Source organism: Streptococcus mitis, assembly GCF_023109235.1.
GTDB lineage: Bacteria > Bacillota > Bacilli > Lactobacillales > Streptococcaceae > Streptococcus > Streptococcus mitis_DA.
Genome location: NZ_JALDUC010000011.1, coordinates 16,695 through 31,169 on the forward strand (window position 1 = coordinate 16,695; position 14,475 = coordinate 31,169).

Annotated in this window: 13 protein-coding genes and 2 other annotated features; of the genes, 12 read left to right on the forward strand and 1 reads right to left on the reverse strand. The window is 44.6% G+C overall.

The window, feature by feature from the left end; all coding sequences use genetic code 11:
* The first annotated feature begins 80 nt into the window (after window positions 1–80).
* The 12 genes from M1F55_RS07430 (at window position 81) to trpA (ending at window position 13,804) form a co-directional block, all read left to right on the forward strand.
* Window positions 81–1,826: an ABC transporter ATP-binding protein gene (locus tag M1F55_RS07430; protein ID WP_049516402.1), complete on the forward strand. Its 1,746-nt coding sequence runs from the start codon at window positions 81–83 to the stop codon at window positions 1,824–1,826.
* Window positions 1,816–3,558 (forward strand): ABC transporter ATP-binding protein, encoded by a 1,743-nt coding sequence (locus M1F55_RS07435; RefSeq protein WP_247947600.1) that lies wholly within the window; start codon window positions 1,816–1,818, stop codon window positions 3,556–3,558. Before M1F55_RS07430 ends, M1F55_RS07435 begins: the two co-directional genes overlap by 11 nt.
* Window positions 3,559–3,776: 218 nt before the next feature.
* Window positions 3,777–4,469: a sugar transferase gene (locus tag M1F55_RS07440; protein WP_000922210.1), complete on the forward strand. Its 693-nt coding sequence runs from the start codon at window positions 3,777–3,779 to the stop codon at window positions 4,467–4,469.
* Between the two features lie 42 nt (window positions 4,470–4,511).
* A complete protein-coding gene (locus M1F55_RS07445) occupies window positions 4,512–5,741 on the forward strand; it encodes a DegT/DnrJ/EryC1/StrS family aminotransferase (protein WP_020903539.1) in 1,230 nt (409 codons plus the stop codon).
* Window positions 5,742–5,775: 34 nt separating this feature from the next.
* Window positions 5,776–6,006 (forward strand) — a binding site (T-box leader).
* 66 nt (window positions 6,007–6,072) lie between these two features.
* Entirely contained in the window at window positions 6,073–7,251 is a 1,179-nt protein-coding gene (gene trpB, locus M1F55_RS07450; protein ID WP_247947601.1) for a tryptophan synthase subunit beta, read from the forward strand.
* Window positions 7,248–7,473, forward strand: a binding site (T-box leader). Its footprint overlaps the gene before it by 4 nt.
* A 71-nt stretch (window positions 7,474–7,544) precedes the next feature.
* Entirely contained in the window at window positions 7,545–8,906 is a 1,362-nt protein-coding gene (gene trpE, locus M1F55_RS07455; RefSeq protein ID WP_247933063.1) for an anthranilate synthase component I, read from the forward strand.
* Complete coding sequence (locus tag M1F55_RS07460) at window positions 8,903–9,469, forward strand: aminodeoxychorismate/anthranilate synthase component II (RefSeq protein ID WP_247947602.1); 567 nt, start codon at window positions 8,903–8,905, stop codon at window positions 9,467–9,469. Before trpE ends, M1F55_RS07460 begins: the two co-directional genes overlap by 4 nt.
* Window positions 9,470–9,479: 10 nt before the next feature.
* Window positions 9,480–10,484, forward strand: coding sequence for an anthranilate phosphoribosyltransferase (gene trpD, locus M1F55_RS07465; RefSeq protein WP_125416960.1), 1,005 nt, complete (start codon window positions 9,480–9,482; stop codon window positions 10,482–10,484).
* Window positions 10,481–11,248: an indole-3-glycerol phosphate synthase TrpC gene (gene trpC, locus M1F55_RS07470; RefSeq protein WP_125416958.1), complete on the forward strand. Its 768-nt coding sequence runs from the start codon at window positions 10,481–10,483 to the stop codon at window positions 11,246–11,248. The genes trpD and trpC overlap by 4 nt, the downstream gene beginning before the upstream one ends.
* Window positions 11,235–11,834 carry a phosphoribosylanthranilate isomerase gene (locus M1F55_RS07475; protein WP_247947603.1) on the forward strand — a complete coding sequence of 200 codons (600 nt, stop codon included), beginning with the start codon at window positions 11,235–11,237 and terminating at the stop codon, window positions 11,832–11,834. The genes trpC and M1F55_RS07475 overlap by 14 nt, the downstream gene beginning before the upstream one ends.
* Window positions 11,812–13,035, forward strand: coding sequence for a tryptophan synthase subunit beta (gene trpB / locus M1F55_RS07480; RefSeq protein ID WP_049488262.1), 1,224 nt, complete (start codon window positions 11,812–11,814; stop codon window positions 13,033–13,035). The genes M1F55_RS07475 and trpB (M1F55_RS07480) overlap by 23 nt, the downstream gene beginning before the upstream one ends.
* Window positions 13,028–13,804: a tryptophan synthase subunit alpha gene (trpA, locus tag M1F55_RS07485; RefSeq protein WP_247947604.1), complete on the forward strand. Its 777-nt coding sequence runs from the start codon at window positions 13,028–13,030 to the stop codon at window positions 13,802–13,804. Before trpB (M1F55_RS07480) ends, trpA begins: the two co-directional genes overlap by 8 nt.
* Here trpA and M1F55_RS07490 read toward each other — a convergent pair.
* Window positions 13,776–14,435: a prepilin peptidase gene (locus M1F55_RS07490; RefSeq protein WP_094753350.1), complete on the reverse strand. Its 660-nt coding sequence runs from the start codon at window positions 14,433–14,435 to the stop codon at window positions 13,776–13,778. The two genes, trpA and M1F55_RS07490, sit on opposite strands and share 29 nt — an antisense overlap.
* Between the last annotated feature and the right edge of the window lie 40 nt (window positions 14,436–14,475).

Consider the following 14,475-nt stretch of genomic DNA (forward strand, 5'->3'; position numbering starts at 1 on the left):
GCGGCTAGTTTCCTAGTTTGCTCTTTGATTTTCATTGAGTATTGGCCTCAGGTTTCCATTTGCAATCAGAAAGGGATTTTATGTCCATTATTCAAAAACTTTGGTGGTTTTTCAAGTTAGAAAAACGCCGTTATCTAGTCGGGATTGTGGCCCTGGTCTTGGTTTCCGTCCTCAATCTCATTCCACCTATGGTCATGGGGCGGGTCATTGATGCCATCACATCGGGGCAATTAACCCAGCAGGACCTCCTTCTTGACCTATTTTACTTGCTCCTTGCAGCCTTTGGGATGTATTATCTGCGCTATGTTTGGCGTATGTATATCCTCGGAACCTCCTACCGTTTGGGGCAGATTATGCGGTCTCGCTTATTTGAGCATTTCACAAAAATGTCTCCAGCCTTTTATCAGACCTATCGAACGGGAGACCTGATGGCACACGCTACAAATGATATCAATGCCTTAACCCGTCTGGCAGGCGGCGGTGTTATGTCTGCGGTGGATGCCTCCATCACAGCTTTAGTGACCTTGCTAACCATGCTTTTTAGCATCTCATGGCAAATGACCTTAGTTGCCATTTTGCCCCTGCCTTTCATGGCTTATGCGACCAGTCGTCTAGGGAGAAAGACCCACAAGGCCTTTGGCGAATCCCAAGCTGCCTTTTCCGAACTCAATAACAAGGTACAGGAGTCTGTATCAGGTATTAAAGTGACCAAGTCTTTCGGTTACCAGGCGGACGAGTTGAAGTCCTTTCAGGCAGTCAATGAATTGACCTTCCAAAAGAACCTCCAAACCATGAAATACGATAGTCTCTTTGACCCCATGGTTCTTTTATTTGTTGGTTCCTCCTATGTTTTAACGCTCTTGGTCGGTTCCTTGATGGTTCAGAAAGGGCAAACCACGGTTGGGAATCTAGTCACCTTCATCAGCTACTTGGATATGTTGGTCTGGCCTCTTATGGCCATCGGTTTCCTCTTTAATATCACTCAGCGAGGCAAGGTTTCTTACCAGCGGATTGAGAATCTTTTGTCTCAGGAATCACCTGTACAAGACCCTGAGATTCCTTTAGAGGGTATTGAAAATGGATGCTTGGAGTACGCCATTGATCGTTTTGCCTTTGAAAATGAGGAAACACTGACGGATATTCACTTTAGTTTAGAAAAAGGGCAAACTCTGGGCTTAGTTGGTCAGACAGGCTCTGGAAAAACGTCCTTGATCAAGCTTCTCTTGCGTGAATACGATGTGGACAAGGGAGCCATTTATCTGAATGGCCACGATATTCGTGACTATCGTCTGACAGATCTCCGTAGTCTTATGGGCTATGTTCCTCAGGACCAGTTCCTCTTTGCGACTTCTATCTTAGACAATATCCGCTTTGGAAATCCTAACTTGCCCCTTTCTACAGTCGAGGAAGCGACTAAGCTAGCTCAAGTTTACCAAGATATTGTAGACATGCCTCAGGGATTTGATACAGTTATCGGTGAAAAAGGAGTCAGTCTTTCTGGTGGGCAAAAGCAACGTCTGGCCATGAGTCGGGCTATGATTTTAGACCCTGATATCTTGATTTTGGATGATTCCTTGTCAGCCGTGGATGCCAAGACGGAGTATGCGATTATCGACAACCTCAAGGAGACGCGAAAGGACAAGACAACCATTATCACAGCTCATCGCCTCAGTGCAGTTGTCCATGCAGATTTGATTTTGGTGATGCAGGATGGTTGCATCATTGAACGAGGTAGGCATGAAGACTTACTAGCCTTGGATGGTTGGTATGCCCAAACCTACCAGTCTCAGCAGCTGGAAATGAAAGGAGAAGAAGATGCAGAATAAACAAGAACAATGGGCTGTATTGAAGCGCTTGATGTCTTATCTCAAGCCCTATGGACTCCTTACTTTTTTGGCACTCAGTTTTCTCCTAGCGACTACGATCATTAAAAGCGTCATTCCCCTTGTGGCTTCCCACTTTATTGACCAGTATCTGAGCAATCTCAACCAACTCGCTGTGACCGTTTTGCTGGTCTACTATGGCCTTTATATCCTACAAACTGTAGTTCAGTATGTCGGTAATCTTCTCTTTGCACGGGTGTCATACAGTATTGTTAGGGATATTCGTCGTGATGCCTTTTCCAATATGGAGAAGCTGGGCATGTCTTACTTTGACAAGACGCCAGCAGGTTCTATCGTCTCTCGTTTGACAAATGACACCGAGACCATCAGTGATATGTTTTCAGGGATTTTATCTAGCTTTATCTCAGCAGTTTTCATCTTTCTGATAACCCTTTATACCATGTTGGTGTTGGATTTTCGTTTGACAGCATTAGTCTTGCTCTTTCTCCCCTTGATTTTCCTTTTGGTCAATCTCTATCGGAAAAAGTCAGTTAAAATTATCGAGAAAACCAGGAGTCTCTTGTCGGATATTAATAGTAAGCTTGCCGAAAATATCGAGGGAATCAGGATTATTCAGGCCTTTAATCAAGAGAAGCGCCTACAGTCAGAGTTTGATGAAATCAACCAAGAACACTTGGTCTATGCCAACCGTTCTGTAGCCTTGGATGCCCTCTTTTTGAGACCTGCCATGAGTTTGCTGAAACTCCTAGGCTATGCAGTTTTAATGGCTTATTTTGGCTACCGTGGACTTTATCTGGGAATAACAGCAGGGACCATGTATGCCTTTATCCAGTATATCAATCGCCTCTTTGACCCCTTGATTGAAGTCACGCAAAACTTTTCAACCCTTCAAACTTCTATGGTTTCTGCAGGCCGTGTTTTTGCCTTAATCGATGAGAGAAACTATGAGCCCCTTCAAGAAAATAGCCAAGCTGAGATCAAAGAAGGCAATATTCGTTTTGAACACGTATGTTTCTCATATGATGGGAAACACCCGATTCTGGATGATATTTCCTTTTCGGTTAACAAGGGAGAAACCATTGCCTTTGTAGGTCATACAGGTTCAGGGAAATCATCTATTATCAATGTCCTCATGCGCTTTTATGAATTTCAGTCAGGGCGAGTTCTCTTGGATGGTGTGGATATCAGGAACTACAGTCAGGAAGAACTGAGAAAAAATATTGGGCTGGTCTTGCAGGATCCCTTCCTCTATCATGGAACCATCAAATCCAATATCGCCATGTACCAAAATCTTAGTGATGAGCAGGTACAGGCTGCAGCTAGCTTCGTGGATGCAGATTCCTTTATTCAAGAACTTCCTCTGGGCTATGATGCTCCTGTGTCTGAGCGTGGTTCGAGCTTTTCTACTGGTCAGCGCCAGCTTCTTGCCTTTGCTAGAACAGTCGCCAGTCTGCCTAAAATCTTGATTTTGGATGAAGCGACAGCTAATATTGACTCTGAAACAGAAAGTTTGGTTCAAGCTTCACTAGCTAAGATGAGACAGGGGCGGACAACCATTGCCATTGCCCACCGTCTTTCTACTATCCAAGACGCCAACTGTATCTATGTTTTGGACAAGGGGCGCATTATCGAGAGTGGCACTCATGAGGAACTCTTGGCATTGGGAGGAACCTATCACAAGATGTATAGCTTGCAAGCCGGGGCCATGGCCTAATACTCTTTGAAAATCTCTTCAAACCATGTCAGCTTTATCTGCAACTTCAAAGCTGTACTTTGAGCCACCTGCGGCTAGCTTCCTAGTTTACTCTTTGATTTTCATTGAGTGTAAGAAGGAAATCCTTCAAATTACAGATTTCTTTCACCGCCTTTTCCATTTTGTGGTATAATGAAAAATGTTGACAAATAGTATAATAAAAACAAAGGAGAAACAGCATGCTGAAATGGGAAGACTTGCCCGTGGAAATGAAATCAAGCGAGGTTGAGTCTTACTACCAGCTTGTCTCTAAAAGGAAGGGTTCGCTGATTTTCAAGCGTTGTTTGGACTGGGTTTTGGCCTTGGTTGTACTGGTTCTGACCTCTCCCATCTTTCTCATTTTGAGCATTTGGATCAAGTTGGATAGCAAGGGGCCAGTGATTTACAAGCAAGAGCGCGTGACCCAGTACAATCGACCTTTCAAGATTTGGAAGTTCCGTACCATGGTGACGGATGCGGATAAAAAAGGAAGTCTGGTGACTTCTGCTAACGATAGCCGCATCACTAAGGTTGGCAATTTCATCCGCCGTGTCCGTTTGGACGAACTGCCTCAGTTGGTCAATGTCCTTAAAGGTGAGATGTCCTTTGTCGGTACACGACCTGAAGTGCCACGCTACACAGAGCAGTATAGCCCTGAAATGATGGCGACTTTGCTTTTACCAGCAGGGATTACCTCTCCAGCCAGCATCAACTACAAGGATGAGGACACCATCATCAGTCAAATGACGGAGAAAGGTTTGTCAGTTGACCAGGCCTATGTCGAACACGTCCTTCCTGAAAAGATGCGCTATAACCTCGCCTATCTCCGAGAGTTTAGTTTCCTTGGAGACATCAAAATCATGTTTCAAACCGTGTTTGAAGTGCTAAAATAAAGTAGTCATAAGAAAATGAGTACAGATAAAAGGAGCAAATCAATGCCAAATTACAATATTCCATTTTCACCACCCGATATTACGGAAGCAGAAATTGCTGAAGTAGCGGATACCCTGCGTTCTGGTTGGATCACAACAGGTCCTAAGACAAAAGAACTGGAGCGTCGCTTGTCTCAATATACACAGACACCTAAGACCGTCTGCCTCAACTCTGCGACTGCCGCTCTTGAGTTGATTTTGCGCGTCTTGGAAGTGGGACCTGGTGATGAAGTCATCGTTCCAGCCATGACCTATACAGCTTCATGTAGTGTCATCACTCACGTGGGAGCAACTCCTGTCATGGTGGATATCCAAGCAGATACGTTTGAGATGGACTATGACCTGCTTGAGCAAGCTATCACTGAAAAGACCAAGGTGATCATCCCAGTAGAGCTTGCAGGGATTGTTTGCGACTACGACCGTTTGTTCCAAGTTGTGGAGAAGAAACGTGATCTCTTTACCGCTTCAAGCAAGTGGCAAAAAGCCTTTAACCGTATCGTGATTGTTTCTGATAGTGCCCATGCTTTGGGATCTACTTATAAAGGGCAACCAGCTGGTTCTATCGCTGACTTTACTTCCTTCTCATTCCACGCCGTTAAGAACTTTACAACTGCAGAAGGTGGAAGTGCCACTTGGAAAGCCAATCCAGCGATTGACGACGAAGAGATGTACAAGGAATTCCAAATTCTTTCCCTTCACGGGCAAACTAAGGATGCTCTTGCCAAGATGCAACTGGGTTCATGGGAATACGATATCGTCACACCAGCCTACAAGTGTAATATGACCGATATTATGGCTTCCCTTGGTTTGGTACAATTGGACCGCTACCCAAGTTTGCTAGAACGTCGTAAGGAGATCGTGAACCGCTATGATCGTGGTTTTGCAGGTTCTCGTATCCATCCATTGGCACACAAGACTGAAACTGTCGAATCTTCACGCCACCTCTACATCACCCATGTAGAAGGAGCGAGTTTAGAAGAACGCAATCTTATTATCCAAGAATTAGCTAAAGCAGGAATTGCAAGCAATGTCCACTACAAACCGCTTCCGCTTTTGACAGCCTATAAGAATCTTGGTTTTGATATGGCGAACTATCCTAAGGCTTATGCCTTCTTTGAAAATGAAATTACGCTCCCTCTTCACACTAAATTAAGCGATGAAGAAGTGGACTATATCATTGAGACTTTCAAAACAGTTTCTGAAAAAGTACTAGCTTCATCAAAAAAATTGTAAAAAAGTCTTGACAAAGAAAAAACAAAGTATTAAAATAAGTTCAATAAATCAGAAAAGTAATTATTTTTGATCTTCAGGGAGCCTGTGGTGATTGTGAACAGGTGGTTGGAAGTAGTGAAAGTGGGCTGATTTTAAAAATGAATTTGAAACAATGAAAGTTCGGTGCGCACACCTTACAGTGCAACTTGTTGTTAGACAAGGTAGAGATGTAAAGGGGATAGTCCCTTTATAATTGAGGTGGCACCGCGTTACCAACGCCCTCACGCAGAAGTAGATTCTGTGTGTGGGCTTTTTTCATATCTTGGAACCAATACAGAAAGAGGAAATTTTTATGACAACTAAAGGTTATTTTGGACAATTTGGTGGTAGTTTTGTACCGGAGCCGATTCAGGCTTTGTTGGATGAGTTGGAAGTGACTTTTGACAAATACAAGGATGATCCAGAATTTTTGGCAGAATTTCGCCATTACTTAAAGGACTATTCCGGTCGCGAAACACCGCTCTATTTTGCAGAAAGTTTGACAGACTACTTAGGTGGAGCTAAGATTTACCTCAAGCGCGAAGATCTTAACCACCTTGGTTCTCACAAGCTCAACAACGTTTTAGGGCAAATTCTTCTTGCTAAACGTATGGGCAAAAAACGGGTTATCGCGGAAACAGGAGCTGGTCAGCACGGTGTTGCGACTGCAGCTGCTGCAGCCAAGTTTGGTATGGCCTGTGATGTCTACATGGGGGCAGAAGATGTGGAACGTCAACGTCTCAATGTTTTTCGTATGGAGATGATGGGAGCAACTGTTCACGCAGTTGAAACGGGGACACGAACTCTTAAGGATGCGGTTGATGCAGCCTTTGGAGCATGGATGAATGATTTGGAAGCCTTTTATGTTCTGGGATCTGCTGTAGGTCCTCACCCTTATCCTACAATTGTCCACGAGTTCCAAAAGGTCATCAGTGAAGAATCTCGCCGTCAAATCTTAGAAAAAGAAGGTCGTTTACCAGATTACGTTATTGCCTGTGTAGGTGGTGGTTCCAATGCTATCGGTGCTTTTTCGCAGTATGTGGCTGATGAAGAAGTCAAATTGGTTGGGGTCGAAGCTGCTGGTCATGGACTTGATACAGACAAGCACGCAGCTACTATGACAAAAGGTAGTATCGGAATTGTCGACGGTATGAAGACCTATGCAGTCTTTAAGGAAGATGGAGAGCTGGCTCCAGTTTACTCTATCTCAGCTGGTTTGGACTATCCAGGGGTTGGCCCAGAACACGCTTACTTTAAAGATTCAGGTCGCGTGGAATATGTCGCTGCGACAGACGAAGAAGCTGTTCAAGCCTTGCTCCTCCTCAGCAAGACAGAAGGAATTATCCCAGCGATTGAAAGTTCGCATGCCATCGCAGAAGCAGTTAAACGTGCACCGAAACTAAGTAAAGACGACATTATCATCATCAATGTCTCTGGTCGTGGAGACAAGGACGTAGCTGCGATTGCAGACTACCTAGAAGCTAAAAAATAAAAGATGGAAAAATTACAGTCCTTTCTCTCACAGAGAGCTTGTGGTTGCTGGAAACAAGCAGAGAAAGCTGTAAGGTTGGGTCCATCTGAAACGAGAGAAGAAAACATAATTCTCAAGGGAGTGCCCTTTATCGCACAGCCTGTTACAGAACCTTTCTAAGACAGGAATGAGAGATAGGAGAAATCCTATAATTGAGGTGGCACCGCGAATTTCGTCCTCACGCAAGTTATTTTGCGTGGGGATTTTTCATACAGTCACCACGGACTAGAAGTAGAACTGAAAGGGAAATTACAATGGAACGAATCATTCATGGAGATGTCTTATCACCAATCTTGGCTTATATGCGCCTAAAGGGGCAACACAAGGTTATTTTAGAGAGTATTCCGAGAGACAAGGAAACCGCTCGTTTTTCTATCTTAGCCTATAATCCAGTTTTTGAGATTAAGTTTGAAAATGGAGTTCTTTATCAAAATGGTCAAGTGATTGATCGGGATCCCTTGGATTTCCTTTATGAAGTGACTCATAAGAACCAGCACCATTCAGACCTACCTTTTGGTGGGGGAGCCATTGGCTTTGTTGGCTACGATATGATTTCGCTTTATGAAGAAATTGGTCAAATTCCTGAAGATACAATTGGAACTCCAGACATGCATTTCTTCGTCTATGAGAGTTACATGGTCTTTGACCACAAGAAGGAAAAAATCCATGTCATAGAGGATGCTCTTTATAGTGAGCGTAGCCAAGAAGACTTGGAAGAAGCCTTGAACCAAGTGCTTGAGGAATTACGCATTCCTGCTCCAAATGAATTTGAAGACTTGGATCTATCTCCACTGGACTTCAAACCCCATATCGCTCCTCAGAAGTTTGAGGAAATGGTGGAAACAGCTCGTGACTTGATTCGTAATGGCGATATGTTCCAATGTGTACTCAGTCAGCGCTTCTCAGCAGAAGTTACTGGAAATCCATTTGACTTCTACAGAAATCTCCGCGTGACTAATCCTTCTAATTACCTTTATTTCTATGATTTTGGGGATTATCAAATCATCGGTGCCAGTCCAGAAAGTTTGGTTTCTGTCAAAAATGGCATCGTGACAACCAATCCGATTGCAGGGACACGACCAAGAGGCGCTACGGATGAAGAAGACAAGGATTTGGCGACAGACCTGCTTTCGGATGAGAAGGAAACAGCAGAGCATCGGATGTTAGTAGACTTGGGACGAAATGATATTGGCCGCATCTCTGAAACGGCCAGTGTTCAAGTCACTAAGTATATGGAAGTGGAGCTCTTCCGCTATGTCATGCATTTGACCAGTGTGGTCAAAGGGTGTTTGCTTCCAGAACTCACTGCCATGGATGCCTTGAAAGCAACACTTCCTGCTGGAACTGTTTCTGGAGCACCAAAAATTCGCGCGATGAGACGTATCTATGAACTGGAAACAGAAAAACGAGGCGTATACGCAGGAGCAATCGGCTACTTGTCTGCGACGGGTGATATGGACTTCGCCATTGCTATCCGAACTATGATTCTCAAAAATCAAACAGCCTATGTGCAGGCTGGGGCAGGGATTGTCTACGACTCTATTGCCCAAAACGAATACCAAGAAACCATTAACAAAGCAAAATCTATGACTAGAATTGGAGAACTAAGACCATGATTTTATTAATTGACAACTATGATTCTTTTACTTATAACTTGGCCCAATACATTGGGAATTTTGCAGAAGTTCAGGTCTTGAGAAATGATGATCCCAGGCTGTATGAAGAAGCTGGAAAAGCAGATGGTCTGGTCTTTTCTCCTGGTCCTGGTTGGCCAGTTGATGCTGGAAAGATGGAAGACATGATTCGTGATTTTGCTGGCAAGAAGCCGATTCTTGGGATTTGTTTGGGTCACCAAGCCATTGCAGAAGTCTTTGGTGGTAAGTTAGGTTTGGCTCCAAAAGTCATGCATGGGAAACAGAGCAATATCAGCTTTGAAGCGCCATCTGTTTTGTATCAAGGCATTGAGGATGGCCGTGCGGTCATGCGTTACCACAGTATTTTAATTGAAGAAATGCCAGAAAACTTTGAAGTGACAGCTCGTTCGACTGATGACCAAGCCATCATGGGGATTCAACACAAAACACTTCCAATTTATGGCTTCCAGTACCATCCAGAGAGCATTGGAACGCCAGATGGCTTGTCTTCTATTCGGAATTTTATTGAGAAGGTTGTAAAGTGAGGAAACTAGGATGAAAGAGATTATTGAAAAACTAGCAAAATTTGAAAATTTATCAGGTGTTGAAATGACGGACGTCATTGAGCGTATCGTAACTGGGCGTGTAACCGAAGCACAGATTGCTTCTCTCCTCTTGGCTCTTAAGATGAAGGGAGAAACACCTGAAGAGCGCACAGCCATTGCCCAAGTCATGAGAGGACATGCCCAACATATTCCAACTGAGATACATGATGCTATGGACAACTGTGGTACAGGTGGGGACAAGTCTTTCAGCTTTAACATTTCCACAACTGCAGCCTTCGTCTTGGCTGGTGGCGGCATTCATATGGCTAAGCACGGTAACCGTTCGATTTCTTCTAAATCTGGCTCTGCAGATGTCCTAGAAGCCTTGGGCATTAACCTAGACCTCAAACCAGCTGAACTAGGTAAGGTCTTTGATAAGACTGGCATCGTTTTTCTCTTTGCTAAAAATATGCATCCAGCAATGAAATACATCATGCCAGCTCGTTTGGAATTGGGTATTCCAACGATTATGAACTTGACTGGTCCACTGATTCACCCAATGGCCTTGGAAACACAGCTTCTTGGAATTAGTCGTCCAGAACTTCTAGAAAGTACAGCTCAGGTTTTGAAAAATATGGGTCGCAAACGCGCTATCGTGGTTGCTGGACCAGAAGGTTTGGATGAAGCTGGTTTGAACGGGACAACCAAGATTGCACTTCTTGAGAATGGCGAAATCACCTTGTCAAGCTTTACTCCAGAGGATTTGGGAATGGAACGTTACGCTATCGAAGATATTCGTGGAGGCAATGCTCAGGAAAATGCAGAAATTTTGCTCAGCGTTCTTAAAAATGAACCAAGTCCATTCTTGGAAACTACAGTTTTAAATGCTGGTCTTGGTTTCTATGCTAATGGTAAGGTAGATAATATCAAGGATGGGGTTGCCTTGGCTCGTCAAGTGATTGCTAGTGGCAAGGCCCTTGAAAAACTCAGACTGTTACAGGAGTACCAAAAATGAGTCAGGAATTTTTAGCACGAATCTTGGAGCAGAAGGCGCGTGAGGTCGAGCAGATGGAGCTGGAGGAAGTCCAGCCCCTGCGTCAGACCTATCGCTTGGCTGAATTTTTGAAGAATCACCAAGACCGTTTACAGGTAATCGCTGAAGTCAAGAAAGCTAGCCCTAGTCTGGGAGATATCAATCTCAATGTGGATATTGTGCAACAGGCCCAGACTTATGAAGCGAACGGAGCAGTGATGATTTCGGTTTTGACAGATGAGGTTTTCTTTAAAGGTCATTTGGATTATCTACGGGGGATTTCCAGTCAGGTACAGATTCCAACGCTCAACAAGGACTTTATCATCGATGAAAAGCAAATCATCCGTGCTCGCAATGCAGGTGCAACAGTCATCTTACTCATTGTGGCTGCCTTGTCAGAAGAACGCCTTAAGGAACTCTACGACTACGCGACAGAGCTTGGTCTGGAAGTCTTGGTGGAAACCCACAATCTAGCTGAACTAGAGGTAGCTCACAGACTCGGTGCTCAGATTATCGGAGTTAATAACCGAAACTTGACCACCTTTGAGGTCGATTTGGAGACCAGTGTAGACTTGGCTAAACACTTCAAAGATGATTGCTTGTATATTTCTGAATCAGCTATTTTCACAGGGCAGGATGCAGAGCGAGTAGCACCATACTTTAACGGCATTTTAGTAGGGACAGCTCTCATGCAGGCAGAAGATGTAGCCCAGAGAATCAAGGAGTTGCAGATTGACAAAGGTTAAAATTTGCGGATTATCGACCGAGGAAGCGGTGGGAACAGCCGTTTCAGCAGGAGCGGACTACATCGGCTTTGTCTTCGCACCTAGCAAAAGACAGGTGACCTTGGATCAGGCTGCTGAGCTGGCAAAGATTATTCCGTCAGACGTAAAAAAGGTTGGGGTATTTGTTTCACCAAGTCGGGTAGAACTGCTAGAAGCGATTGAAAAAGTTGGCTTGGACTTGGTTCAAGTTCACAGTCAGGTGGCAGATGATTTGTTTGAGGATTTGCCTTGTGCCAGCATTCAGGCTGTACAGGTGGATGGAAATGGGCATGTGCCTAATTCTCAGGCAGATTATCTACTCTTTGATGCCCCTGTGGCAGGGAGTGGCCAGACCTTTGACTGGGGGCAACTGGATACGACGGAATTAGCTCAGCCCTTCTTTATCGCAGGTGGCCTTAAGGAAGACAATGTAGTAAAAGCAATTCAACACTTTACTCCCTATGCAGTAGATGTATCAAGCGGAGTGGAGACAAATGGACAAAAAGATCAGGAAAAGATTAGAAGATTTATAGAGAGGGCAAAGAATGGCATATCAAGAACCAAATAAAGATGGATTTTACGGAAAATTCGGCGGACGTTTCGTCCCAGAAACATTGATGACAGCAGTTTTGGAGTTGGAGAAAGCCTACCGTGAAAGTCAGGCAGACCCAAGTTTCCAAGAGGAATTAAACCAACTCTTGCGTCAGTACGTGGGGCGTGAAACTCCCCTTTACTACGCAAAAAATTTGACTCAGCATATCGGCGGAGCCAAGATTTATCTCAAACGGGAAGACCTTAACCATACAGGGGCCCACAAGATTAACAATGCCTTGGGACAAGTTTTGCTTGCTAAACGCATGGGTAAAAAGAAAATTATCGCTGAAACAGGTGCTGGTCAGCACGGTGTGGCAACTGCAACTGCTGCAGCCCTCTTTAACATGGAATGTACTATCTACATGGGTGAGGAAGATGTCAAACGCCAAGCCCTCAATGTCTTCCGTATGGAGCTTTTGGGAGCTAAGGTTGAGGCAGTGACAGACGGTTCGCGCGTGCTCAAGGATGCGGTCAATGCAGCCCTTCGTTCATGGGTAGCTAATATTGATGATACCCACTATATCCTTGGTTCTGCCTTGGGGCCTCATCCATTCCCAGAAATCGTTCGTGACTTCCAAAGTGTTATTGGTCGAGAAGCTAAACAACAGTACCGTGACTTGACAGGTAAAAATCTACCAGATGCCTTAGTAGCCTGTGTTGGTGGTGGTTCTAATGCCATCGGTCTCTTCCATCCATTTGTAGAAGATGAATCAGTAGCTATGTATGGAGCTGAAGCAGCAGGACTTGGTGTGGATACAGAGCATCACGCAGCTACCTTGACCAAGGGTCGTCCGGGTGTCCTTCACGGTTCCCTCATGGATGTGCTCCAAGATGCCCATGGTCAAATTCTTGAAGCCTTCTCGATCTCAGCAGGTTTGGACTATCCTGGTATCGGTCCAGAGCATTCTCACTACCACGATATCAAACGTGCCAGCTATGTTCCTGTGACTGACGAAGAAGCCTTGGAAGGATTCCAACTCTTGTCTCGTGTGGAAGGAATTATCCCAGCCTTAGAATCTAGTCATGCTATCGCCTTTGCGGTGAAATTGGCCAAAGAACTTGGACCAGACAAATCCATGATTGTCTGCCTATCAGGTCGTGGGGACAAGGATGTGGTTCAAGTCAAAGACCGCTTGGAAGCAGATGCAGCAAAGAAGGGAGAAGCTCATGCCTAAGACACTAACAGAAAAATTGAATGCTATAAAAGCAACTGGAAAAGGAATTTTCGTTCCCTATATCATGGCTGGTGACCACGAAAAAGGTTTGGACGGTCTTGCTGAAACAATTCACTTTTTAGAAGATTTGGGTGTCTCTGCCATTGAAGTGGGCATTCCCTTTTCAGACCCTGTTGCAGATGGACCTGTTATCGAAGAAGCTGGCTTGCGCAGTTTAGCCCATGGGACTTCTACCCAGGCTTTGGTTGAAACCTTGAAAACCATTGAAACAGAGGTTCCGCTGGTCATCATGACCTACTTCAACCCCCTCTTTCAGTACGGTGTGGAGAATTTTGTTAAAGGTTTGGCAGATACAGCGGTTAAGGGCTTGATTATTCCAGACCTGCCTCATGAGCATGCCAACTTTGTAGAGCCTTTTTTGGCAGACACAGACATTGCTTTGATTCCTTTAGTAAGCTTGACCACAGGGATTGAGCGTCAGAAAGAGTTGATTGAAGGGGCAGAAGGATTTGTCTATGCGGTTGCCATCAATGGGGTGACAGGGAAATCTGGCAATTATCGTGCAGACTTGGACAAGCACTTGGCACAATTGCATCATGTGGCTGATATCCCAGTCTTGACAGGTTTTGGCGTATCTAGTCAAGCCGATGTAGAACGCTTCAATGCGGTGTCAGATGGTGTTATCGTTGGTTCGAAAATTGTAAAAGCTCTCCACCAAGGAGAGCCAATTCAGGACTTTATCAAACAAGCAGTAGCTTACCAAAAATAATTACACAAGCCGCGAGTAAGAGGAAGGGCACGAAAGGAAGTCTTTCCTTTTTCTTTTGCAGGAGAAAGGCTAGGATCCCTGTTGCAGAAGCAAACTGAATCAAGATAAGTAACTCCGTTGCGCTAAAGACGATAGCACAAGAAGCTAAAAAGAGAAAATCCCCTGCGCCCATGCGGATATCGATAAAATGAGCCACAATTCCAAGGACAAGGAAGAGGACCATGACTAGATTCCAGCCAGAGAAAGCCATGAGGATTAGGTGAAAAGTCAGCCAGACTAGTAAGGGATATTCCTGATGACGGAAGTCGTAGATGCCCAGAGTCAAACCAGCAGTGATTAGGATGACTTGCCCCAAGGAAAGAAATCCCCAAGAGCAAACCAGAAAAAGGAGACCTAAACCTAGTTCAAGAAGGGCATACCAGACTGGATAAGGAGCCTTGCAGTAGCGACAGCGAAAGCGATTGAAGACCTGCGAGAGAATCGGAATCAAATCTAAGGGATGCAAGCGAGTCTGACAGGCATCGCAGTGGCTAGCTGGTAGGATAATGGATTGCTCTGGAAAACGGTCAATGACCAAACCAAGAAAGGAAGCGAGAATGCTCCCGACAAGAAAAAAATAAAAATCAATCATACTTATCTATTCGTAAAAAATGGGAGAAGTAGTATAATGG

Coding starts and splice junctions, on each gene's coding strand:
- trpE (WP_247933063.1), top strand. CDS start 7,545: ATGGAACGAATCATTCATGGAGATGTCTTATCACCAATCTTGGCTTAT.
- M1F55_RS07490 (WP_094753350.1), bottom strand. CDS start 14,435: ATGATTGATTTTTATTTTTTTCTTGTCGGGAGCATTCTCGCTTCCTTT.
- trpB (WP_247947601.1), top strand. CDS start 6,073: ATGACAACTAAAGGTTATTTTGGACAATTTGGTGGTAGTTTTGTACCG.
- trpD (WP_125416960.1), top strand. CDS start 9,480: ATGAAAGAGATTATTGAAAAACTAGCAAAATTTGAAAATTTATCAGGT.
- M1F55_RS07440 (WP_000922210.1), top strand. CDS start 3,777: ATGCTGAAATGGGAAGACTTGCCCGTGGAAATGAAATCAAGCGAGGTT.
- M1F55_RS07460 (WP_247947602.1), top strand. CDS start 8,903: ATGATTTTATTAATTGACAACTATGATTCTTTTACTTATAACTTGGCC.
- M1F55_RS07445 (WP_020903539.1), top strand. CDS start 4,512: ATGCCAAATTACAATATTCCATTTTCACCACCCGATATTACGGAAGCA.
- trpA (WP_247947604.1), top strand. CDS start 13,028: ATGCCTAAGACACTAACAGAAAAATTGAATGCTATAAAAGCAACTGGA.
- trpC (WP_125416958.1), top strand. CDS start 10,481: ATGAGTCAGGAATTTTTAGCACGAATCTTGGAGCAGAAGGCGCGTGAG.
- trpB (WP_049488262.1), top strand. CDS start 11,812: ATGGCATATCAAGAACCAAATAAAGATGGATTTTACGGAAAATTCGGC.
- M1F55_RS07430 (WP_049516402.1), top strand. CDS start 81: ATGTCCATTATTCAAAAACTTTGGTGGTTTTTCAAGTTAGAAAAACGC.
- M1F55_RS07435 (WP_247947600.1), top strand. CDS start 1,816: ATGCAGAATAAACAAGAACAATGGGCTGTATTGAAGCGCTTGATGTCT.